At 44.3% G+C, this 23387-nt stretch carries 26 protein-coding genes; 21 read left to right on the top strand and 5 right to left on the bottom strand.

What is annotated here, in order from left to right; all coding sequences use genetic code 11:
* Window positions 1-171: 171 nt before the first annotated feature.
* The 10 genes from hemH to AR337_RS15605 all read left to right on the top strand — a co-directional run bounded on the left by hemH (window position 172) and on the right by AR337_RS15605 (window position 6920).
* Entirely contained in the window at window positions 172-1110 is a 939-nt protein-coding gene (gene hemH / locus AR337_RS15570; RefSeq protein ID WP_059172935.1) for a ferrochelatase, read from the top strand.
* Between the two features lie 27 nt (window positions 1111-1137).
* Window positions 1138-2556: a protoporphyrinogen oxidase gene (gene hemY, locus AR337_RS15575; protein ID WP_059172936.1), complete on the top strand. Its 1419-nt coding sequence runs from the start codon at window positions 1138-1140 to the stop codon at window positions 2554-2556.
* A gap of 191 nt (window positions 2557-2747) precedes the next feature.
* Window positions 2748-2903, top strand: a complete 156-nt coding sequence (locus AR337_RS23645) for a hypothetical protein (protein ID WP_216637388.1) — start codon at window positions 2748-2750, stop codon at window positions 2901-2903.
* 9 nt (window positions 2904-2912) lie between these two features.
* On the top strand, window positions 2913-3119 hold the full coding sequence (locus AR337_RS23240) for a hypothetical protein (protein WP_156424421.1): 207 nt from the start codon (window positions 2913-2915) through the stop codon (window positions 3117-3119).
* A gap of 292 nt (window positions 3120-3411) precedes the next feature.
* Complete coding sequence (locus AR337_RS15580) at window positions 3412-3828, top strand: tol-pal system YbgF family protein (protein ID WP_059172937.1); 417 nt, start codon at window positions 3412-3414, stop codon at window positions 3826-3828.
* Window positions 3829-3839: 11 nt separating this feature from the next.
* Window positions 3840-4271 carry a hypothetical protein gene (locus AR337_RS15585; protein WP_059172938.1) on the top strand — a complete coding sequence of 144 codons (432 nt, stop codon included), beginning with the start codon at window positions 3840-3842 and terminating at the stop codon, window positions 4269-4271.
* A gap of 111 nt (window positions 4272-4382) precedes the next feature.
* A complete protein-coding gene (locus tag AR337_RS15590; RefSeq protein WP_059172939.1) occupies window positions 4383-5009 on the top strand; it encodes a hypothetical protein in 627 nt (208 codons plus the stop codon).
* Between the two features lie 134 nt (window positions 5010-5143).
* The gene (locus AR337_RS15595) at window positions 5144-5494 is read left to right on the top strand and encodes a hypothetical protein (protein WP_059172940.1); all 351 of its coding nucleotides are present in this window, start codon (window positions 5144-5146) and stop codon (window positions 5492-5494) included.
* Between the two features lie 452 nt (window positions 5495-5946).
* Window positions 5947-6306 (top strand): hypothetical protein, encoded by a 360-nt coding sequence (locus AR337_RS15600; RefSeq protein WP_059172941.1) that lies wholly within the window; start codon window positions 5947-5949, stop codon window positions 6304-6306.
* A 74-nt stretch (window positions 6307-6380) separates the two neighbouring features.
* Window positions 6381-6920, top strand: a complete 540-nt coding sequence (locus AR337_RS15605; protein WP_059172942.1) for an RNA 2'-phosphotransferase — start codon at window positions 6381-6383, stop codon at window positions 6918-6920.
* A gap of 36 nt (window positions 6921-6956) precedes the next feature.
* Here the strand turns inward: AR337_RS15605 and AR337_RS15610 are convergent, their stop codons facing one another.
* Window positions 6957-7256 (bottom strand): hypothetical protein, encoded by a 300-nt coding sequence (locus AR337_RS15610; RefSeq protein ID WP_059172943.1) that lies wholly within the window; start codon window positions 7254-7256, stop codon window positions 6957-6959.
* A gap of 143 nt (window positions 7257-7399) precedes the next feature.
* Here AR337_RS15610 and AR337_RS15615 point away from each other — a divergent pair, with 143 nt between their 5' ends.
* The 5 genes from AR337_RS15615 (at window position 7400) to AR337_RS15635 (ending at window position 12407) form a co-directional block, all read left to right on the top strand.
* Complete coding sequence (locus AR337_RS15615) at window positions 7400-7762, top strand: hypothetical protein (RefSeq protein WP_059173291.1); 363 nt, start codon at window positions 7400-7402, stop codon at window positions 7760-7762.
* A gap of 169 nt (window positions 7763-7931) precedes the next feature.
* Entirely contained in the window at window positions 7932-8666 is a 735-nt protein-coding gene (locus tag AR337_RS15620; protein WP_059172944.1) for an MBL fold metallo-hydrolase, read from the top strand.
* Between the two features lie 91 nt (window positions 8667-8757).
* Window positions 8758-9747 (top strand): lipoate--protein ligase, encoded by a 990-nt coding sequence (locus AR337_RS15625; protein ID WP_059172945.1) that lies wholly within the window; start codon window positions 8758-8760, stop codon window positions 9745-9747.
* Between the two features lie 178 nt (window positions 9748-9925).
* Entirely contained in the window at window positions 9926-11488 is a 1563-nt protein-coding gene (locus tag AR337_RS15630) for a fatty acid--CoA ligase family protein (RefSeq protein WP_059172946.1), read from the top strand.
* Between the two features lie 142 nt (window positions 11489-11630).
* On the top strand, window positions 11631-12407 hold the full coding sequence (locus AR337_RS15635; protein ID WP_059172947.1) for an enoyl-CoA hydratase-related protein: 777 nt from the start codon (window positions 11631-11633) through the stop codon (window positions 12405-12407).
* 236 nt (window positions 12408-12643) lie between these two features.
* Here the strand turns inward: AR337_RS15635 and AR337_RS15640 are convergent, their stop codons facing one another.
* The 4 genes from AR337_RS15640 to AR337_RS15655 form a co-directional block, all read right to left on the bottom strand.
* Window positions 12644-13708: a DUF871 domain-containing protein gene (locus tag AR337_RS15640; protein ID WP_059172948.1), complete on the bottom strand. Its 1065-nt coding sequence runs from the start codon at window positions 13706-13708 to the stop codon at window positions 12644-12646.
* An 84-nt stretch (window positions 13709-13792) separates the two neighbouring features.
* The gene (locus AR337_RS15645) at window positions 13793-15166 is read right to left on the bottom strand and encodes a PTS transporter subunit EIIC (protein ID WP_059172949.1); all 1374 of its coding nucleotides are present in this window, start codon (window positions 15164-15166) and stop codon (window positions 13793-13795) included.
* An 11-nt stretch (window positions 15167-15177) separates the two neighbouring features.
* A complete protein-coding gene (gene murQ, locus AR337_RS15650; protein WP_059172950.1) occupies window positions 15178-16062 on the bottom strand; it encodes an N-acetylmuramic acid 6-phosphate etherase in 885 nt (294 codons plus the stop codon).
* A gap of 367 nt (window positions 16063-16429) precedes the next feature.
* Window positions 16430-17278, bottom strand: a complete 849-nt coding sequence (locus tag AR337_RS15655) for a MurR/RpiR family transcriptional regulator (protein WP_059172951.1) — start codon at window positions 17276-17278, stop codon at window positions 16430-16432.
* 178 nt (window positions 17279-17456) lie between these two features.
* On the opposite strand from AR337_RS15655, the gene AR337_RS15660 reads away from it, so the two are divergent.
* The 6 genes from AR337_RS15660 (at window position 17457) to AR337_RS15685 (ending at window position 23366) form a co-directional block, all read left to right on the top strand.
* Complete coding sequence (locus tag AR337_RS15660; RefSeq protein ID WP_059172952.1) at window positions 17457-18191, top strand: AzlC family ABC transporter permease; 735 nt, start codon at window positions 17457-17459, stop codon at window positions 18189-18191.
* Window positions 18181-18486 (top strand): AzlD domain-containing protein, encoded by a 306-nt coding sequence (locus AR337_RS15665; protein WP_059172953.1) that lies wholly within the window; start codon window positions 18181-18183, stop codon window positions 18484-18486. The genes AR337_RS15660 and AR337_RS15665 overlap by 11 nt, the downstream gene beginning before the upstream one ends.
* A 170-nt stretch (window positions 18487-18656) precedes the next feature.
* Window positions 18657-19928, top strand: a complete 1272-nt coding sequence (locus tag AR337_RS15670; protein WP_059172954.1) for a M48 family metallopeptidase — start codon at window positions 18657-18659, stop codon at window positions 19926-19928.
* A 198-nt stretch (window positions 19929-20126) separates the two neighbouring features.
* Window positions 20127-20585: a hypothetical protein gene (locus AR337_RS15675; RefSeq protein WP_059172955.1), complete on the top strand. Its 459-nt coding sequence runs from the start codon at window positions 20127-20129 to the stop codon at window positions 20583-20585.
* Between the two features lie 678 nt (window positions 20586-21263).
* Window positions 21264-22454 (top strand): M14 family metallopeptidase, encoded by a 1191-nt coding sequence (locus AR337_RS15680; RefSeq protein WP_059172956.1) that lies wholly within the window; start codon window positions 21264-21266, stop codon window positions 22452-22454.
* Window positions 22455-22697: 243 nt separating this feature from the next.
* Window positions 22698-23366, top strand: a complete 669-nt coding sequence (locus AR337_RS15685; protein WP_059172957.1) for an SOS response-associated peptidase — start codon at window positions 22698-22700, stop codon at window positions 23364-23366.
* The last annotated feature ends 21 nt before the right edge of the window (window positions 23367-23387 follow it).

Genomic DNA, 23387 nt, shown 5'->3' on the forward strand with positions numbered 1-23387 from the left:
TTTAGCCTACTAGTGAAATGTCCTAAAATCTGTCCCTTTTCTAGTATAAATTCATCTTGATAGAGAGACAGTAGTGCACGGCAAGGTTAAATTCACATCGGCAGGGAGAAATCCCTGCCGTTTATGGTTGAACTTCGAAAGAATACATAAACGCAATAAGAGGTGTGGGAAATGGCAAAAAAGAAAATAGGCCTTCTGGTTATGGCTTACGGGACACCGTATACGCTCGATGACCTTGAGCGCTACTATACCCATATAAGGCACGGCAGAAAGCCTTCCGACGAAATGATTGAGGAATTAAGGGGCCGCTACGAGGCGATTGGCGGGATTTCCCCGCTTTCCCACATTACGGAAGACCAGGCAAAAGGCCTCGAAGACAGACTGAATGAAGTCCAGGATGAAATCGAATTTAAAATGTATCTTGGCTTGAAGCATATCGAACCATTTATTGAAGATGCCGTCAAACAAATGCATGTGGACGGGATAGAAGAAGCGGTCAGCATCGTGCTTGCCCCCCATTTTTCAACCTTTAGCGTCAAATCGTATAACGGAAGGGCGAAAGAAGAAGCGGAAAGGCTTGGCGGGCCAAAGGTCGTGTCGGTCGAAAGCTGGTACGATGAGCCGAAATTCATTACCCACTGGGCCAAAAAGGTCAAGGACGTTTTTGAAAAAATGCCTCCTGGACTAAAGGAAGAGGCGGCGCTCATTGTTTCGGCGCACAGCCTTCCTGAACGGATCCTCCAATCCGGCGACCCGTATCTGGACCAGCTGAAGGAAACGGCTGATTTAATCGCGTCCGAGGCGGGTATAAACCATTATGCAGTTGGCTGGCAAAGCGCCGGCCAAACCCCGGAGCCATGGCTTGGGCCTGATGTCCAAGACCTGACAAGGGAGCTGCACGAAAAGCATGGGTACAAGGCATTCGTGTATGTGCCTGCCGGCTTTGTGTCGGACCATCTTGAAGTGCTTTATGACAATGATTATGAATGCAAGGTTGTTACAGACGAAATCGGCGCGGCGTACTATCGTCCGCAAATGCCAAACAGCCAGGCCGATTTTATCGACGCCATGGCAACCGTCATCCTGAAAACACTCGGGAAAGGCGAATAGACTAAGAATAAAGAAGAGGCGATAAATGTGGAAGGGAAGAAACGAATCGTAATCATAGGAGGAGGGATGGCTGGACTTTCTTCAGCCTACTACCTACAAAAAGCTGCACGCGAAAGGAACCTCCCTGTTGAAGTGGTCCTCGTGGAAGCTTCCCACCGCCTCGGCGGAAAAATGCAAACTGTTGTAAAAGATGGATTTATCATTGAACGCGGCCCGGATTCCTTTTTAGCAAGGAAAACGAGCATGTCCAGGCTTGCGGCTGAAGTGGGGATGGCGGACGAGCTTGTCAGCAATTCCACAGGCAAGTCCTATGTTCTGGTCAATGAAAGGCTCCATCCAATGCCGGGCGGCTCAATCATGGGCATTCCGACTGAAGTTGCCCCATTCATTACAACTGGCTTGTTTTCAATCCCAGGTAAAATGCGGGCGGCAGCCGATTTCATACTGCCGAAATCTCCTGCCGGAAAAGATCAGCCACTCGGCCATTTTTTCCGGAGAAGGCTGGGGGATGAGGTGGTCGAGAACCTGATTGAGCCGCTTCTATCAGGGATTTATGCAGGTGATATCGACCAAATGAGCCTGATGTCGACGTTCCCGCAATTTTATCAGGTGGAGCAAAAATACCGCAGCCTCATTCTTGGCATGAAGAAGACAACACCGGCCGCTGCCAAGCAGCCAGCGACTCCTGCCAAGAGCAAAGGCGGCGGATTCCTCACCTTCCGGACTGGCCTGCAATCCTTTGTCGATGCCATTGAGAGCAAGCTCGACCCGAATTCTGTTCTAAAGGGATATAAGGTAAGGAACATCGTAAAGGAAGACGGCTATTATGAAATAAACCTGTTGAACGGGGAACCAATTATAGCCGACTGCGTTATTTCCGCCGTTCCACACCACGTAGCCCAGTCGATCTTTTCGGAGTACCCATTCTTTGACCCATTGAAGGGCATGCCCTCCACATCCGTGGCGACTGTCGCAATGGCGTTTCCGGAAAGCGCGATTAAAAAGGATATTGAGGGAACCGGGTTTGTCGTATCAAGGAATGCCGACTACACGATTACGGCGTGCACATGGACGCATAAAAAGTGGGCCCACGCGGCACCTCAGGGAATGGCTCTGCTTCGCTGTTATGTGGGAAGGGCCGGTGACGATACGGTTGTCGACCTGTCCGACGATAAAATTGCCAGAATCGTTCTTGAAGACCTGAACAAAACGATGGAAATAACCGAAAGCCCGGAATTTGTCGTCATCTCCCGCTGGAAGGACTCGATGCCTCAATATACAGTCGGTCACAGGCAAAGGCTTGAAACGCTTCGAGGGCTTATTTCGGAGGAACTACCGGGCGTTTACCTCGCCGGAGCTTCCTATGAAGGAGTCGGCCTTCCCGATTGCATTGACCAGGGAGAAGCCGCTGTCCGCGATGTATTGGAATATCTTAAATTATCATAGCTTTTTTGAACGTGCGGGAATGTGGCTCCCGCACGTTTTTTGGTGTAGGAAAATGCGAACAGTGCCTAGTACTCCCCGAATTTTCTTGTTTCACAGCTGTCGGCGAGAAGGAATACTCCATGCGCTTTTTTCGCGGTATATGAACGAACTTATATAGGGCTGGCGATATTCTCGATGAACAGTTCATTATGTTGAAAAACTCAACCCCAATCGCCATTCAGAATGATGTCGAGTTCATTAAGGAATGCCTAGTTTTTTTAACAAAAATGGTCGTCGAGGGCTTTGGAAAGCGGGAAGCCTTGTTTATCATCACTCCGAAGTTTCAGGAACTGGCTCGCTTGTGGTGAAATTTTTGATTGCCCCTTGTAATTCTGGTTGCCGTTTACTACTTTTCGTACAAAATGACTAATATGTTCATTTGGTCATTTTATTCAGGCTTCATGGCCTTCGCCTTCTCCCATTCCATGCTTGTATTGTTTGGCTTCATGGCCGCGTTCGTCCTTGGAACGTTGGGATACTTCACAGCCATGCATAAGAAAAAATTCGCCACCTTGGCGAATTAGAATCCTGCAGCCGCCCTCATTTTAGTGGGCGGCTGTTTTTTGTTTTTGGAGGTTTCTTAAAAATAAAAATTTGAACTTTCTTAACTTACTCATTCTATTGTTAGATTCTATGTATAATTTTGGATATTTGTTAGATGTATAGGAACAATTAATTGTTAAAATTAACTGTATTGTGGATTGCCTTTTAGTAAGTGGGATTTCTAAGAGAAGAATAGTGTAAAAACGAAATAACTTGTTCAATGGATTTTGGCCAAATATATTTATTTCTTTTGATTTTTAGGAGGTACATAGAGTGGAATTACAGGATGAAGTATACGAACAAATCGTTGAGTTATGCTCCCAGGGTGACGAATTAGTTAATAATGGTGAGTTTGAAGAGGCTATCGAACTATATTCGAACGCCCTGGACCTTATTCCGGAGCCTAAAATTATTTGGGAAGCCAGTACATGGGTTTACACAGCACTAAGGGATACTCACTTTTTTATTGAAAATTATGAGGTTGCCATGAACTTTTTATACGATGCACTAAATTGCCCTGACGGTATGGGAAATCCTTTCATTCTTCTTCGCCTAGGTGAATGTTTATATGAACTAGGAGAGGTCAGTAAATCGAAAGAATACCTTCTCCGAGCCTATGTACTTGAAGGATACTCCATATTTCAGAGTGAAGATGATAAGTATTTTCAAGTAATAATTAATGAAATTTAGGGGGTATTCAGGTGGCATATGTATCCGGAGAAAAAGGCGCATACATCGATGATTTAATAAAAAAAAGTAATGTGGAGTATGATAAAGGAAATTTAGGAGAGTCTATTTCCCTTTTGGAGCTAGCATGGGACGAACTGCCGGATTCAAAAGTAAATTATGATGAAAGCTTTTTGATAATTTGGGATATCTTGCATGTGGCAATTGAGTTAAAAGATGTTGCGACGATGAAAAAGTGGGTTGATAAAATATTCGTGGCCGATCCTGAGCGAATAGATTCTGGTGAACGGGAATATTGGGCAGGTAAGGTTGCTTATGAAATTGGGGATTTCCCTAAAGCAAAAGAATACTTTGAAATGGCAAGTATGAAGTCAGGGGGTAGGTGCTTTGGTCCAAAAGATGCGAAGTACCTTAAATTTCTTAAAAGTAAAGGGGACGGAAGCTGAACTATTGGACTGATTCCTTTATTAAAAATGATTTTCCTCAAGTCTGTATTTGGTCTGCAAGATACTTATTAATTTTTGAGCCTATTCCGTGGAACTGGTAGGAGGATGACTGTGAATGTATTTTTAAAACGTATATGGACGTTCATTGTTGTAGTAAGTGTTTTTTCATTATTATGGTTTCTCCTTGGTACAACGGCCAACTTCCAAAGATACTTTGATTTAGTTGATACCGTTTTTCTAATCTATTTTTGGTTTCCAAACCTTGTATTAACAATAGCATTGGCGTTTTTTCTGAGCAAAGGTTGGATGCCCGCTAGCTGGAAAGGCTATTTAGGTATATTTTCAGGTTTAATACTGGCTTTAGTACTTTCTCTAATCTTAATAAAAAATGTAAATACGCATGGGTGGTTAACCGAAACGATTAGAAGCGATACATTAAAAATTACCGTAGATAAAAAATATGAATATAGGTTAGAATTGATTAATTTATTCCAACGAAATAGCCGTGCGGAGCTATATGTGAAAACTATCAATTCCAGCGAAGTTATTAAAATTCCAGTAGATATTGATACTAAAGAAATTTCGGGTATTTGGACCGATAATGAAGTAAATTGGGTTCTAATGGAACCCAAGGGGAATTCTGATCGTTATATCCTGACTACCACTGAAGAACTAGGAATTCCTGAAGAAAAGTTTGAAATAAATATACCCAAGGCTACTTCCAAAAGGTTGAAGTAGGAGGGGTTAACTCTGCTATGTGGTTGAGAAGTGTTGTGTATTTCTAAAAAGAAACAAACCTAATGTTAATGTGCCGAATATAGATTATATAGATAATTTATTTAGTCACCAAAAGATTGAAATGAGGAAGAGAAATGAATGAAGTTTTTGTTCAATCACTTTATAAGTCTATAGTTAAAGAGAACCTTCAATTATACAAAGATTTGTATGAAACAACCATTATTACTCCTAAAACAGATGAATATTGGAAACAGTCAATTGCTTTTTACAATAGTTTAAGTCAAGACAATAAAGATACTTTACTGAAAATAATTGAACAAACCATGATTGACACCATTTCAAATATGTTAGGTGTCATCGATGGAAGCTCAACTTTAAAAGAAGGTCCATTTGAGCCGAAATTACTTCTTAATTCTAACGATACAAAAGGGGAATTGCAGAATTTGTTTTTAGAATTCATAGAAGAAAAAAATAGCCACAACTAACCGGATTTTTAATAACCCCCGTATCCTTATTATATATATGGAGTGCCTTTCTATGAATGAAAATAAACAAGCAATTGATTTTTTGGGACAAGTTTTAATGGAAAGGATTAGAGACGAGGCGATAGATGAATGGGAAAGAATATTCCGATGCAAGATGCGATCATGAGTCGAAAAAAATAATTGATTCATTGAGATTGCTAACTCCTGAACAAATACAGTCTATTATTAACTTATTTCCTAATATTGTTGCCAACGTTACATCATCTTTTATGGACACTAGAACAAGAAGAGAGCATAAATGTATTTGTTAAAAATGAAGAAAACAAGGTTTTAAATATCCGAGGAATTAGTAATGGCCTGGCTGGAGAGTTATATACAGAAGATGGATGGATATCACGCTTTAGTAAGAAATTGTAGAAGATCATCACCAGCCTTTTAAAAGGAGGGCTATTTTGGGAATCTATTTTGATAATTTGGATGATGTATATTCCGCCCCTAATTTTGAAATCAAAAAAGGTTCTCAAATATTATTGTACATGTATTTCGATGGAAGCCTAAAGGATTTTGATGATCCCATTTTTGGAACCAAAGAAATGTTGGATTGGTGGGCGTATGATAGTGAAAATGGAAAGAGGAAAAGACCTTTAAAGCTTATTAATTATGCAGGTTATGAAAACTGGTTTAAAGCCGAATTGTTATTCGTTAAAAAAAGTCAAAATATTGATGAACTTAAACTTCTAATTCAAGACTTAATGGATGTTTATAATATTGAGGGACTTAGAGTTAAAAAATGTGAAGTAACCCCTTCTTAATAATCTCATGTAACTAGGGCAAAAAATGCGTATTTTTCCTCTGAATTAGCCGAATTTAGAAAGAAGTTGAGTATATGGATTATAGGAAACTAAGTAAGGAAATGTCGTACGCTTTACGCCATGCTCCTTGGGAATATGAGTTGGAACTGGATAATGACGGCTGGGTGAGTGTAGAACAAGTTTTAAATGCACTGCAACATAATTCAGAGTGGGTTTCGATTAACGAAAGTGATTTGAGAAAAATGATTGAGGTTTCCGATAAAGAAAGGCATCAAATCCAGAATGGCAGGATAAGAGCATTATACGGGCATTCAGTGCCGCAAAAAATATTAAAAAAAGAGGGGAACCCTCCTCCAATTTTATTTCATGGAACAGCTAGACGAATAGTTGACGATATTTTCTCCAATGGGCTTCAACCAATGGCAAGGCAGTATGTACATTTATCAATTGATGTTGAAACTGCGAATTTAGTTGGAAAACGTAAAGATTCAAATCCAGTAATACTAAAGGTGAATTCCGTTGAGGCTTTAATGGAAGGGATAAAGTTTTATCAAGGAAATAATGATATATGGCTGGCAGATAGTATTCCTCCTAAGTTCATAAGTGTGGATTAGATGCTTAAACCTTGATCGGCTGGATGTTTTATAGATTTAATGTTTCTTGAGGAAAGCCTTTATAATTCTTTCCCTTATTAGATAGAATAGTGAAATAATCAGTAGTATCCTGCTAATAGAAGGTATAACTGCAAATAGAATATCTGAAAAAAAGTCTATTATAGTACTTTGAAATCCTGCAGCATTAACAGAAAGAATGAATATAAACGTATAAATTGGTGCTATTGCTATTATTGCCGAAAATATTGACCATTTGATTTTTTTTAACAAAATAAAAATTATAGTTGCACTAACTGCTAAAATAAAATCCCATGATGCACTTCCAATTCCGAACATAATCTTGCCTCCCATCAATGTTAATTATCTGCGTGATCAATATTTGGTAGGGCTTTTTATACTCATCTACAAGACAATATATAAAAGTTTTATCCAGAAATGAAATTTGTGAAGGTCCACAAGGAATGTTGGGAGAGAATCAAGTGAAACTTATTGGGAGTAAAACAGAACAAGAAATTAGGAAACTTCTAATTAAATCTAATGAGTTACTTTTTAAAAGTGAAGAGGAAAGAAGGCTCTTAGAAGTAATAAAAAGTTCTTGCCCAGAAATGATTACGGCATATATCCTGCATTGGATACCAGAACAAGGTGAAGATATTTATAAAATCTTAATAAATGATAGCATTATAGCAGTAATTGAACTAGACCGTAATAATTTCGAGTTGGAACCGAAAGTCGAAACATTAACAATATCTCAGTATTTAAAGGGACTTAGTAAGCAAAATCGAATTAAATTGGCTGTTGCGCTTGATTTAGCGAAACAAGACTTAAAAGATAAATACTAATTGAACCTTGAACGGCTGAATGCCTTTCAAGGTTTTTATTTTTGATTAGGTACTGTCTTAAGGAATCACGTAAGCCTTCTATGTGAAGCCTTAAACAAGAAACATGAAAAAGTTTGTTTTTTTGAGTATAGTAAATACTAGGGAAATCAGCGATAATGGGGTGGATTGAATGAAATTGACGGTTATTGGCTTCTGGGGCGGCTACCCTAAGAAAAATGGCGCGAGCACTGGCTATTTGCTTGAGCATGATGGCTTTAAGCTTCTTATTGATTGCGGCAGCGGCGTTTTGGCAAAGATGCAAAATGTGGTTCAGCCCGAGGAATTGGACGCGGTTATCCTTTCCCACTATCATCCGGACCATATTGCCGATATCGGTGTTCTATACCATGCGAGGCTGATCCAGGGATTTCTTAAAGGAAAGCTCCCTGTGCTCCCGATTTATGGCCATACGCAGGACGAAGCTGAATTCAAAAAGCTTACCCATGATGGCGTGACAAAAGGTATCGCCTACAAACCGAACGCGGGCCTCAAGCTTGGGCCCTTCGACATTTCTTTCCTAAAAACAGTCCATCCGGTACCGTGTTATGCGATGCGTTTCGAAGCGGGCGGAAAATCCGTTGTGTATACGGCGGACACAGCCTTCAAGGAGGAGCTTGTTCCGTTCAGCAAAAATGCGGATGTGCTGCTATGCGAATGCAATTTTTACGCGAATCAGTCCGGTCAGGGCGCGGGCCATATGACGAGCACCGAAGCAGGCCGCCTCGCGGAGAATGCTGGGGTCGGCGAGTTGATACTAACCCATCTGCCGCATTACGGGAATGTCGAACAGCTCGTGGATGAGGCATCAAAGGAATGCGCCGGCAAAGTCCGTCTTGCAGAAGAATTCATGGAAATTAAATTGTAATGACCTTGGCGGGAAATTTTTCATGCTGGCTTGCCTTATTAAGAAGCAGTGAGGAAAAACCGTGAGTCAAGAGAGAAAAGGGGAATGGATTATGCTGTTTATTGACAACAAAGGAATTACCGATCCGCGCATCAATTTGGCAATCGAGGAATATGCGCTGAAAAACCTTGATATCGACCAGACTTATTTACTTTTTTACATAAACGAGCCATCCATCATAATCGGTAAAAATCAGAATACGGTTGAGGAAATCAATACGGATTATGTCGAGGAGAACGGCATCCATGTCGTCCGCAGGCTATCTGGCGGCGGTGCGGTTTATCACGATTTGGGCAACCTGAATTTCAGCTTTATTACGAAGGATGACGGCGAAAGCTTCCATAACTTCAAGAAATTCACGGAGCCAGTGGTAGCAGCGCTCGCAAGGCTGGGCGTTAATGCCGAATTAAGCGGCAGGAACGATATCGTGGCCGAGGGGCGAAAAATTTCCGGCAACGCCCAATTTTCAACAAAGGGCAGGATGTTCAGCCACGGCACACTGCTGCTCGATTCCGAAATTGATGCGGTCGTTTCTGCGCTGAGGGTTAAACAGGACAAGATTGAATCAAAAGGAATCAAGTCGATCCGCAGCCGGGTTGCCAATATTTCCGAGTTCCTTGATAGGAAAATTAGCATGGAGGAATTCCGTTCCCTGCTCCTGAAATATATCTTCGATGGAGTAGAAGATATTCCCGAATACGTCCTGACAGAAAACGACTGGGAAAAAATCCATGCAATATCGAAGGAACGCTACCAGAATTGGGACTGGAACTATGGGAAGTCACCGAAATTCAACCTGCACCGTACACGCCGTTTCCCTATTGGGTCCATTGATGTAAGGCTTGAAGTGGAAAAGGGTATTATTGAAAACTGCAAGATTTACGGCGACTTTTTTGGAGTCGGTGAGATTGCTGAAATTGAGGAAAAATTAAAAGGCATCCGCTATGACCGCTCTGAAATCGACCGCGCGCTTGAGGGCGTTGACATCAAGCACTATTTTGGGAATGTCACAAAAGAAGAGTTTCTCGAGCTCGTTTATTAATTGAAAATCCAAGCCTCCGCCAGGGTGATGGCGGAGGTTTTTGTCGTTTTAAAGTGGGGTGGAATCCACGGTAAAACTTGAGACGGGACCCCTTATTCTCTATAATGAATTTAGAATATTTTTAATTTTGTAGGCGATTGAATGGAAGGTCGGTTCACGCCTAAAGGGGGAGATGGAGTTGAACTTATCGTCCAAGCTTCACGAAACGGCGCAAGCATTGCCCGAAAAACCAGCCTATTATTTTATGGGAAAAGAAACATCTTACGGGGAACTGGACGCCGCCATCACGAAGTTTGCATCCGGGCTTGAGCAGCTGGGGATCAAAAAAGGGGACCATATCGCCCTTCTTCTCGGAAACTCGCCGTACTTTGTCATCAGCCTGTATGGCGCCTTGAGGATGGGTGCCACTGTCATACCAGTCAATCCTATCTACAGTCCTGACGAAATCGGCTATATCTTGAATAACGGGGATGTAAAGGCAGTTGTCACGCTAGATCTGCTTCTCCCGCTAGCCGAAAAATCTCATCGTCAACTCCCAAAGATCGAACATTATATTATCTGTGATTCCAATCAGCCTGAAGCTGCCGGAATGAACAAAGAAGAATTTACGATTTACCCAAAAATGAAGGCGTTTACAGACGTGCTCGCTGCAGGCCGGCTTGATTACATCGGGCCGGAACTCCTGGAAGATGAAACTGCCGTCATTCTCTATACTTCGGGAACTACAGGAAAGCCGAAGGGCGCGATGCTGACGCATAAGAACCTATACAGCAACGCCATTGATATTGGCACGTATTTGAATATGGATGAGAACGACAGGATGATTACAGTCCTGCCGATGTTCCATGTCTTCTGTTTGACGGTCTGCTTGAACGCTCCTTTGATGACGGGCGCGACGATGCTGATCCTTCCTAGATTCAACCCTAAGGATGTTTTTGATATGGCCAGGGAACAGGGGGCGACGATTTTTGCCGGTGTTCCGACAATGTACAATTTCCTTTATCAATATGAAGCTGGTAATCCGGAAGATTTCAAGACGATACGGGTATGTGCATCCGGAGGAGCCTCCATGCCTGTCGCTTTGCTTCTGAATTTTGAGAAAAAGTTCAATGTCCGGATTTCTGAAGGATATGGGCTGTCCGAAGCCTCCCCGGTTACGTGCTTCAATCCGCTTGACCGGGAAAGGAAGCCAGGTTCGATCGGCCTATCGATTGTGAATGTGGAAAACATAGTTGTCGATGAGCTTGGTGAGGAAGTTCCGCCTGGGCAGGTTGGTGAGCTGATTGTCCGCGGCCCAAACGTCATGAAAGGGTATTACAAAATGCCAGAGGAAACTGCCGCAACGATACGTGACAGCTGGCTGTACACAGGGGACCTGGCGAGGATGGATGACGAAGGGTATTTTTACATCGTCGACAGGAAAAAGGATATGGTCATTGTCGGCGGCTACAATGTGTACCCGCGCGAGGTGGAGGAAGTGCTATACGACCATGCGGACATTATTGAGGCCGCGGTCGTCGGCATTCCGGATCCTGATTTCGGCGAAGCGGTCGTAGCCTACGCAGTTTCGAAAAACCCGGAATTAACGGAAAGGGAATTACTTGCCTATTGCGATGAACGGCTTGCGAAATATAAAGTGCCGTTGAGGATCGAATTCCTCGAAGAATTGCCTAAGAATACGACTGGGAAAATTTTGCGGAGGGCGCTTAGGTCGCAGGTTATTGAAGCCGCAAAGCAGTAGAGTTGTAGCGGCAAATTGGATCATCGCCGTTCAATTGATAGGAAAATTATTTAATAGAAAAGCAGTTTAAACAATATGGTGGAAAGGGGCAGGCTGCCGTTGTCTGCCCCTTGCCAATGCCAACTTGGAGGGAATGTGGACGATGGACCAAATTTTATTTGAACAAAAAGGACATATCGGAATCATCACGATCAACAGACCGGAAGTGATGAATGCATTCAATTATGATACTTTGGTCAGGCTACAGGAAGTTGTAGAAGAAGTGAGTGAAAACAACGATGTGCGGGTCGTGATATTTACTGGTGCCGGTGAAAAAGCGTTCAGTGTCGGTGCGGATTTAAAGGAAAGAAAGACGTTGACGATTGAGCAGGTGCTTCGGAATGTAGGGAAAATCAGCGAGGTATTCAACCTTGTCGACCTGATGCCGCAGCCGACCATTGCGGCCATCAACGGATTCTGTTTCGGGGGCGGGATGGAGCTGGCTCTCGCCTGCGATTTCCGGATTGCTGAGGAGGGGATCCAGCTTGGCCTAACCGAAACAAGCCTGGCCATCATTCCAGGTGCTGGCGGGACTCAGCGGCTGCCAAGGCTTATTGGCCAGGCGAAAGCACTGGAACTGATTCTTGGCGCTCATAGGCTGACTGCCGGAGAAGCGAACAAGTACGGTTTGCTGACGCGGATTGCTGGCGAGGGCAGGGCGATGGAACTTAGCCTTGAAATTGCCGGCAAGCTGTTGAACAACGGCCCAATTGCCCTACGCCAGGCAAAGCTTGCGATTAAAAAGGGAATGGAAACCGATTTGCTAACTGGATTGAAAATCGAGCGGCAGGCGTATGAAGGATTGATCCACACTGAAGACCGGGTTGAGGCGCTTGAAGCTTTCAGTGAAAAAAGGATGCCGAATTTCAGGGGGAAATAAGCGTATGGCGGGCGGCTTAAAGTGGTTGCTGCCGGCTATATCTTTGGGTTCTCAAGACCGTTTCGTTTGATTGGAATAGTCAAAACGGTCATGACAGAGGTGCTCAAGACCCTTTCACTAGAATGTAAAGGTCAAAACGGTCTTGACCAATTCTAAAAGTCCATGAAAATGCAGGTTTCATTGAAAAAGAGCCAGCTGCTCCATCAAAGCTGGCTCTTTCCTGTTTGAAAAATCCCCTAAACCCACCTCAGCATGAATTTACAGCCGCCTTTTATAAACGGCAGCAACGGGAGATCTTCCTCAACAACCCTGCCGACCACATTAACCTTTTCATCCGCTGCCAAATCACTTTTCGTAATTTGCACCTCGCCCTGGTAGCGGCCGTAACGTTCATTGTCAATCGTAATTGAACCCGTGACTCGTTCAACTGTATTGAGCGGAGGAACATTTTTACTGCCAATCAGGGCATACATGCGGGATTCCATCGAACGGATGACATCGCGCGCACTGTCCTGCCGGTTAGACTGGGTTGCGGAAAGGGTCTCGAGCAGATGCTGATCTTCAATAAAAGCTTTGGCTCGCAAATAGAATACGCCATCCCTATAGGCGGAAAATTGCTGCAGCGCCGTATCGGTGACTCCCGGGTCGCCGATGAGGATTTTATCCACACCTTCATTTTCCTTCAGGTCCAAAAAGGCAGCGAAAGGCGACGAAAACCTGTGGTCCTCCAATGTTGGAAGCCCTTGGAATAATGGCCCGCGCCTTGTTTCATCACCTGGGACGAACGCCATTACCGCGATTCCCTCATTACGCAGCATTCGATTTTTCTCCATGAAGCTTTCCCGTTCAAGACCGGTTTCCGGTCTTGGGTAAAAATTGTGCCATGCCTCAACAGAACTTGCCTTTAAGCCGAACGTCTTCATAGCGCTGATTTCATCAAGCGTCAAGGTACTGGCATTTAACGCAACCTTCATTCTTTGCGAAAGAAGAGCAATCGTTTCCGGTTCTACCCCGTAATCGACGCGCAGCCCGCTAAGCCCCCACCCAAGCAGCGTATCTGCGGTTTCCCATGTGTAGCCAAGGTGGCGGAGCGAATTTGGAGATATATCGGGAATCAGTTCCATATCCAATTCCCTCGCAAGTTTGCCAAGCTCCATTAGTTGGTCACGGTAGATAGCTGGATTGTCCTCCGGTATATGGAGGGATGTGAAAATCGAGTCGAAGCCATGGTCCTTCATTTTCCGGATATAGGCTTCCTGGCTGGCTACAGGCTCTGATAAATAAACGGAAATTCCTAGCATTCTCAAAAACTCCTTTCCTATCAGCCAAAAAAAGACCTGGCACCCCGGTAAAAGAGTGCCAAGCCGCTTAATACTTTTACTCTATTAAATATTATCAGCCATTTCCTCTTTGAAACCAAACAGGTAGGTGAAAATGAATCCGAATACGTAAGCAAGTGCGATTCCGATCAAGTAATAGATAAACTTGTTATCGACGATCAGCGGAGTCAGGGACAGGCCGGATACCCCAACCGCTGCGGCGGCTGTTTTCATGACTGCCTGGAAAGCACCGCCGACGGCGCCGCCAAGGCAAGCCGTGATAAACGGGCGTCCAAGCGGCAGGGTAACCCCGTAAAGAAGCGGTTCGCCGATGCCAAGGAAACCGACTGGCAGACCACCTTTGATGATGTTGCGCAGTCTCTTATTCTTAGTTTTTGTGAAAATCGCAATTGCCGCACCAACTTGCCCTGCACCAGCCATTGCCAGTATCGGAAGAAGCGGAGTGTTGCCAATTGAGTTAATGAGCTCCAGGTGAATTGGTGTCAAGCCGTGATGCAGCCCGACCATGACGAGCGGCAGGAAGAATCCGGCAAGAATCGCGCCGGCGACAACGCCACCAACTTCAAGGATCGCTTTCAGGCCGGAAGTAATTCCGTCAGCAAGGAGGCCTGCGACTGGCATGATCACGAATAGGGAAAAGAATCCGACAATTAAAACCGTAATGAAAGAGGTAAAAATAATGTCAACGGAACTAGGAACAACTTTCCTTACTCGTTTTTCAACTACAGTCATCAGCCATGCGGCAAACATGACGCCAAATAACCCGCCGCGCCCTGGGATGAGCGCTTCACCAAACACTTGAATATCCGCAAGGCCAGGGCTGAACAGGACAATACCGGCAATCGCACCAAGGACTGGCGTTCCGCCGAATTCTCTCGCTGTATTCCAGCCGACAAGCACTGCCAGGGATCCGAATACCGCGCCGCCGAGGACAAGGAGGATTTGCATCCATGTTTGTGTAGGATCAACGCCAGCGTTTTTTGCAAAGTTGGCTGCCCCGTTAATGAGACCTGAAGCAACAAGACCTGGAATAAGCGGAATGAAGATGCTTCCAATCCTGCGGAGCAAGTTCTTTATTGGCGTATTGTTTTTCTTTTTGACAGCTGATTGATTCAGGGCTGCCCTTTCTTCGAGTGTCAGGTCATCGGCATTTGCTTCTTCACCGACACGAAGCCCAGTCATTTCACTCATTTCTGCTGCAACTTTATTAACAGTGCCAGGGCCGACAACGATTTGCAGATTGTCATCCTCGACAACACCCATAACACCGTCAATGTTCTTTAGATTCTGGATATTGGCCTTGGAATCATCCTTCAAGTTTAGGCGAAGGCGGGTCATGCAGTGGGCTACGCTTCTAACATTGTCTTTGCCGCCGATATGCTGAAGAATATCATTGGCCATGCGTTGTTCTTTTTTCACATTTACTCCTCCTATTTTGTCTTTCTAATAAAACCGTTAGACTTTTCAAGCTTTTCCACAGCTTCTTCATACGTGCAGTTAAGGAGAATCATGATGATGGCGGCCTTTACGTTTTGATTGGCTTTTTCGTAAAATTCAGAAGCGGTATCGTAATCTGTTTCTGCAGCCTGCATAATGATTCGCTTCGAACGTTCCACCAGTTTTTTATTCGTGGACTGGACATCGACCATAAGGTTCTTATACACTTTGCCGATGCCAATCATGGAAGCAGTGGAAATCATATTTAGGACCAGCTTTTGTGCTGTGCCTGCCTTCAGCCGTGTCGACCCTGTCAGGACTTCAGCCCCTGTTTCCACCTCGATGGCAATCTCCGCATACTTGCTGATTTCGCTGTTCTTGTTGCAGCTGAGGCTTACAGTGGTCGCACCCTTTGTTTTGGCATGCTTCAATGCGCCAATGACATAGGGAGTCCTGCCGCTTGCCGCAATGCCAATGACCGTGTCATTTTCGTTGACTGAAATGCTGTCCAGGTCTTCAACCCCAAGCGCCTCATTGTCCTCCGCACCTTCAACCGCCTTTGTGAACGCTTTCATACCGCCCGCAATAAAACCCTGGACCATTTCTGGCGGGGAACCGAATGTTGGTACGCATTCTACCGCATCAAGCACTCCGAGCCTGCCGCTTGTGCCTGCTCCAAGATAAATCAGCCTGCCGCCTTGCCGGAAGGAGGAAATTGTTTTTTGTACGGCTTCTTCAATCTGTGGAATCTCGCTTGCGACAGATTGAGGAACAGTAAGATCTTCCTTGTTCATTGTTTCAAGGATTTCCTTTACCGACATAAGGTCGAGGTCCATCGTCTTCTCGTTCCTTTTTTCTGTTGTGAGTTTATCAAGCATAGAATCATCCTTTTTATAAAAGTGCTTACAATTCTATTTTATTATTGTGAAATTTAAAGTCAACATAATTTTGAATTTAGCTGAATGTTAATTTCATTTATTTAAATATTAAGTAAACTATTGAAGGCTGGAATACTCATCAAGTTTTCAGGGCAACAAGTCGTCCTAATCCATTTTATGGTGGTAGGTATTGGATTTATTCGTCAGCAGACAGCCAAATCCACTTTTCTGTCGCAAAACACTGTTTGGGTATAGGCAAACAATAAAGCACCAGCCATTTTAAAACTGGCTGGTGCCTGCTGCCCCTATATTTTCAGCTATGTACAACCCCTGGCGATTTCGCAAAAAATGCTCTATTTTTATAAATTCATCGCCTTAGATTCATTACTTCCTTCCTGGCTTCATGGTACTGCTCGACGACCTTTTCGCCAACAAGGTTGAACACGCTTAGGTAAAGAGCGTCAATTATATTCAATTGCGTCATCCTTGAGGAAATGGTCCCTATACGGAAATCCTGTTCGACCGTGGGCGTACAAAGCCTAATGTCAGCCATTTTATAAAGTGGGGACTTATCTAGGTTTGTCAGGGCAATGACAATCGCCCCTTTTTTCTTAGCGAATTCCGCGAGTTCCAGGACATCCTTTGTCTTTCCCGACATTGAAATCGCAACGAAGATATCAATGGGGGAGAGATAGGGGATGAGGGACAGAAGGTAATGGAAATCATGCGCCATGACGGAATGGTACCCAAGCTTTGAAAATTTATAATGGGCATCGAATGCCACCGTGGCAGACCCGCCAACCCCGAAAAAAATAAGTTTTGAGGCATTGGAAACTGCTTCGACTGCCTTTTCAAGTTCTTTTCGATCGAGAGAAGCAAGTGAAGATTCAATCGCCGCTTTATTTGTATATGTAATCCTGTGGAACAGGTCATAGGGAGAGTCCTTTTGCTGCAAAATTGAGAAGTCGGTCAGGCTGGTTCCCGAAAGGGCGTTTTGTTTTGCCAATTCCAGCTTGAACGATTTAAAGCTGCCAATTCCGATGGATTTGCAAAATCGGACTACACTTGATTCACTGACACCGGTTTTTTGTGATAAATCTTTCGTGGTCATGTTCGGGATAAATTCGGGATGTCCAATAATGTATTTCCCAATCATCCCTTCCGCCTCTGATAAATTATCCAGTTCCCGTTCAATCCTTGCCAACAGAGTATTCACAGTTTCCAGCTCCCAGCATAATTAGCTTAGTTCCATCATATGGCGAAAATCGTCCCAGCGCAATATTCTCAAAATGACATGGATTTTATTAGTTTTGGTTACCCAATTACAGAAAATTTGATAAAATGTATTTTTAAAATGAACTTCCATACATAAAAAGAAACGGGGGAGATTGGAAATGGCGGAAACAATGACGGGGAGAATCTCTCTTTCTTCAGACTTCAAAGCTGGCACCCAGGCCGGCATCAGCATTGCAATCGGCTACTTTCCGATAGCCCTGACTTTCGGGCTTTTGGCAAAAACGGCCGGGTTAACAATTGGGGAAACCTTTTTGATGAGCCTCGTAGTGTTCGCCGGGGCTTCCCAGTATATTTCACTGAGCCTGCTGAGCCTCGGGACAGGCATCTTGGAAATTGTCCTTACAACCTTCATCGTCAACATCAGGCACTTCCTGATGGCGACTTCGCTAAATGAAAAAGCTCCAGAGGGAGATGTGGCGGCAAAAGCCATTTACTCCTTCGGCTTGACGGATGAAACCTTTTCGGTTGCGGCTACAAAGGAAGGCGAAGTAAGGAAAGGATTCATGTTTGGCCTCGTGCTCATTTCCTATGCAAGCTGGGTCATTTTTTCTGGAATCGGCCACCTGATTGGCGCAAACCTTCCAAAGACCTTACAGGAAAGCATGGCTGTCGCACTCTATGCGATGTTCATCGGGCTGCTCGTCCCCTCCATGAAAAAAAGCGCGAAGGCCGTTTACCTCGCAGCAATGGCAGCCGCCTTCAATACAATCTTTACACTCGGAAAAGTCCTTGAGCCTGGATGGGCCATTGTTGTGGCTACTCTTTTTGCGGCCGTCATTGCCGAAGCGGTTGTTTATTTGAGAGGGAAGAAGGTGTCCGGCTATGAAGAGTGAAATAGTCTGGATGATTATCGGGATGGGGATTGTCACCTATCTCCCGAGGATGTTGCCGTTCGTACTGTTCAAGGGAAAGGAACTGCCTACTTTTTTGCAGGGAATCCTGAAAAATGTCCCTTACGCCACACTTGGAGCCCTAATCTTTCCCGGAATACTCTTTATACATGAAGACATAAGGTACGGGCTGATTGGCGCGGCGGCCGCTTTTATTGCCGCATTCCTTGGAGCGAATGTAATCATCGTTGTCCTCGGCTCGATCGCCGTTTTAACCGTTTTTTCGGGAATGCTATAAGAAATGCCGGTTCCATGCGGGCCGGTTTTTCTTTTGGAAAGTTTGTTTTAAAGGCACTTTGAAAAAAGGAAGTTGTCGGAAATGCTTTAAAACAAGGACAAACTGTTCTAAACACAACATTTTTTTACTAAACTAATAAGAGAGACGCTGTACAAAAAGGAGGACAATTTATGGCAAGGAAGATGGGGGTCTTCGCAATCCTGGCTTTTGCGCTTTACGGGCTATTCTTTTATTGGTATTTATTCCATTTTTCAAGTTCATCCCTACCGTTTGAATACCAGGGGACGGGCGCGGATCCTGTCACGTTCATGAATGTGAGGGAGCTCGTGCTCACCGAGGAATATTCGCAGACAAGGAATTTGCTGTTTTTTCTTTCCTCGCCATGGGAGTGGCTATTTTATATCATTATTTTGCTGACTGGGCTGAATAATTGCTTTAAACGATGGGCCGAAGAAACGTCAAAGCGGAAAATCCTGAAACTGCCGATTTACTTGTTCTGGCTGACGTTTGTTGGCTATTTGGCAGCTCTCCCATTTGGCTATATAAGTTATACCTTGTCAAAGACATACAACATTTCCACGCAAACCTTCCCTTCCTGGATGAAGGATGAACTAATTGATTTTTGGATCAATTATGGCACCCTGCTGATAATCGTGCCTGTCTTGTATTTTCTTTTGAAAAAAAGCCCGAGGCGCTGGTGGGTCTTCGCTTGGTTGCTGTCGATTCCGTTTACGCTCTTCATGATGTTCCTGCAGCCTGTCATCATTGATCCTTTGTACAACGATTTTTATCCACTCAAAAATAAAGAGCTTGAAGCAAAAATCTTGGATATAGCTGCTAAAGCCCATATTCCGGCTGAGCATGTGTATGAAGTCAACATGGCGGAAAAAACAAACGCCATGAATGCCTATGTAACCGGGATTGGCTCCAATTCACGGATTGTTCTCTGGGATACAACCCTAAACAAGCTCACTGATGACCAAATTCTTTTTATCATGGCTCACGAAATGGGCCATTATGTTGAAAAGCATTTGTATAAAGGGATCGCGGGATATTTGCTGCTTTCGCTCCTTGGTCTTTATTTGGTCCATGTGCTAATGCAGCGGGTACTTGCCAAGTGGGGAACGGAAGTAAAGATACCATCCGCGGCGGATTACCGGAGCCTCCCGCTTATTCTGCTCCTCCTATCAATGCTGATGTTCCTTTCTAGCCCGTTCTCCAATGCGGTCTCCCGATACCAGGAAGGAAGGGCCGATACGTACGCAATCAATATGACGAAAAACCCGAAGGCTGCGATCGGAAGCTTTCAAGAACTCACAAGGGCTGGATTAAGCCAGGTGAACCCGCCTTTCCTCGTAAAAATGTTTCGTTATGGCCATCCTACGATGCTCGAACGGATTTCCATGCTGGAGGAGTATGAAGTGAAGCACCGCGCGGATTAGGTCCTGTGAAAGTGAATTAGGAATCCAGTTAAATGATTAGGAATCGTAAAAGCGGACGAAGAAATCCCGTGAAAAAATCGAATAATGGGTACAAACGTCAAGTGATAGCTGGATAGTCATTTAATTATAGGCCGAGTATACTGGGGTATCTCGGCTTTTTGATTTTTTGATATGATGATTAAAAAAGGAGGCGGGAGTGTGAATCGATTTGTTTATTTTGGAGTTATAGGTTTGATTATAATTGCAGGATTGTTCTTCTTTTGGAATCAAGCAAAAGAAAAAGAAAAAGAAACAACTTTCGGGGAAGCAATTTCATCTGAATTCGAAAAAAATTCAATCAATAAAATAGAAATCGTCTGGTACATTAAAGATAAAAAGGGTGGTCTTACGCAAAAAACAGTAACTATAACTAACAAAGATACGATTTTAAAGTTACTTGAAGAACCTTCTTCTATGAAATTAAAAGAAATCGATGCGACTCCTGGGATTGACTATACGTTGACTGTCTACACTGATAATAAAGTGGAAGTGGATTCTATTATTTTTGGTGATGGATTGATTAATATCGCTGATAGTTATTTTGTAATAACCGACGCTGAAAACAAACTTGAAAAAGTAATCAAAAAGTTAAATCTTGACTGGGAAACGAAGAAGTAAAAGAGTCTAAAAAGGCTATTTTTGGGTGAGATAACTCCTGCCAATTTAACCTTAAAGGGGCAGCATCAGGAAATGCTGATTTACAACGTTACGCTCAAATAACATAGAAAAATCGGTTCCTTAATCGTTGAGGAACCGATTTTTGATTTGGCTTGTTAAGCCTAACGCATCCGTTACTTTAGTAAGAGTTTACATCACCCGTTATTTTTTTAGCATCAGGACAATCTATTTCCCGATTACACCAGAAATTATAAAATTGAACCTTGTCGATACCTTGAAACAGGTTGTTGTATCCAGCTTCCATGCCTAGCCCCTCTATGGTCTAAGCCGGTCCCCTCCCGAGTGTAGGCCCGTCCTAGGAAATCCTCAATTATGCTAACGCATAATTTCGTGCAAGGATTATTCCCAGAAGTCTCCCTTGTGCTGCCGCATACCTTCATGCGATGTAAGTTCGCTGAAGCCTTCGTTTGTGCTCGCATTTCTTTGTACGTGGGCGAATTCAAGGTTGCCATTCAGTGTCCTGCAAGACCTTACCTTTCCTTGTCGGGATTGCCCAAGGCGCAAGCGCATTTTGTTCTGCCCCAACTTATATCGTTTCCGCCATAACCCGTGGGATAAATACCTATCCTATTTCATATAGTTTCGTGAGTATATTTTTCATAGGGCGGTGGGGTGGGGATGGAGGTTTCTATAAGGAGAGGGGATTCTTTCTGGTATTACAGCCAGTTATATAAAATTCCCCTCCAGCTCATAACGGACTCAAATCGGAATACGAATCCTTCGGCGTTGTCGATTGGCCAAAGGGTTCAAATCCCTGGATTTGTCGCAACCGGCTATCAAATAAGAGCGGGAGATACATTATGGGGGATCGCTCGAAGCCGGAATCTCCAGCTTGATGCGCTCCTTTTGGCCAATCCCGGAATCAACCCAAATCGGATTCAAATTGGGCAGATGATTCGCCTTCCTACTCGAATAACTTGGAGGCTCGTCCAAGGGAGGCAGAATTATGATCACCGGCTAATGTTGAATGATTTAGGCAGGCTGCAAAATGTGTATCCTTTTCTCCAAGTCGCGTCAATCGGGAATACCGTAGTGGGGAGAAATATACCTGAAGCCCTTGTCGGCAAGGGAAGAAAAAGGGTTCACTATAATGGGTCCTTTCATGCGAATGAATGGATTACCACTCCAGTCCTGATGACGTTCTTGAATGATTATCTTTTAGCCTTAACCAACCAAACAGGCATTAGGGGAAGGGCGGCTTTGCCGTTATACCAACAGTCCACGCTATCCATTGTCCCCATGGTTAATCCGGACGGAGTCCATTTGGTCATAAACGGTTTGCCTGCAAACGACCCATGGAGGAGCAGGGTAATTGCCTGGAACAGGGGAAGCACCAATTTTTCAGGCTGGAAGGCAAATATCCGGGGCGTCGACCTAAACGACCAGTTCCCTGCCAGATGGGAGCTTGAACGGGCCCGAAACCCCAAAGTGCCAGGCCCCCGGGATTACGGAGGGGAAAAGCCGCTGTCCGAGCCTGAAGCCATTGCCATGGCAAATCTTACTAGAAGGCGGGACTTTTCCAGAGTTATTGCCTTTCATACACAGGGCCAGGTTATCTATTGGGGATTTGAAAATCTTGAACCACCTGAATCGGCTGCACTCGCTAGGGAATTTGGCAGGGTGAGCGGCTATGAACCGGTAAAGACAATCGAAAGCTATGCGGGATACAAGGATTGGTTTATCCAGGATTGGCGCCGGCCTGGTTTTACAGTTGAATTGGGGAGGGGGACCAACCCGCTGCCGATTGCCCAATTCAACCAAATTTATGAGGAAGCACTCGGCATTTTATTGGCAGGGCTGTACAGCTGATTTTTAAAAAGATATGAATGTATAAAATTTGTCTAGCTCCAACGCCCAGCGCCTAGTGTACTTCGGTCCCCTCGCTACGATAAGTCAACATCGATTCGCCTTCGCTCATCGTGTTTCCTTTATCTCCATCGGGGCCCTCCAGTCCATACGACGCTGAACGGGCGCTTGCGCTTTTCTTTGAATTGTTCCTTTTGCCGTCTGTTCATGCTAAAATTTTGGCAATATGAACGGAGGCTGATCGCCATGTGTGGAAGATTTTCGCTTATTACGGATGTATATGCCTTGATGCGGCAGTATCAATTCGAATTTGAAGGGGAGCTTGAGCCACGCTACAATATCGCTCCAGGAACTGATATCCTTGCGATCGTCAGCCATGGGGGAAAGAGGAGGGGAGTTGGTTTCCGTTGGGGACTGATTCCGTTTTGGGCCGATAATGAAAAGATTGGCTATAAAATGATCAATGCCCGCGCTGAAACGGTGCATGAAAAAACCAGTTTCAGGCAGCCGTTAAAATCAAAGCGCTGCCTGATACCCGCAGATGGCTATTTCGAATGGAAGAGGGAAGGCAAGTTTAAGCAACCCTACCGTTTCATTAACAAGGACAATAGCCCGCTTGCTTTCGCCGGCCTGTTTGACCGCTGGGATAAAGGAGGGAAGCCCGTTTTTTCCTGTACGATTATCACAACCGCCGCAAATGAAAAAACGTCTGCAATCCACGACAGGATGCCTGCAATCCTAACTCCCAAACAACAGGAAATATGGCTTGATCCCGCCATTGATGACCCACTGGCACTAACCCCTCTTCTAAAGCCTTATCCTTCGGGGGAGATGGAATACTATGAGGTTTCGACACTCGTCAATTCGGCAAGGAATGAAGAAAAGGAGATTATTGCCCCCATTAATAGCATGTAACATCCTGTTTTGCATCAAAAA

Origin of the sequence: Bacillus sp. FJAT-27445 (genome assembly GCF_001510665.1) — a bacterium.
GTDB lineage: Bacteria > Bacillota > Bacilli > Bacillales > Cytobacillaceae > Bacillus_D.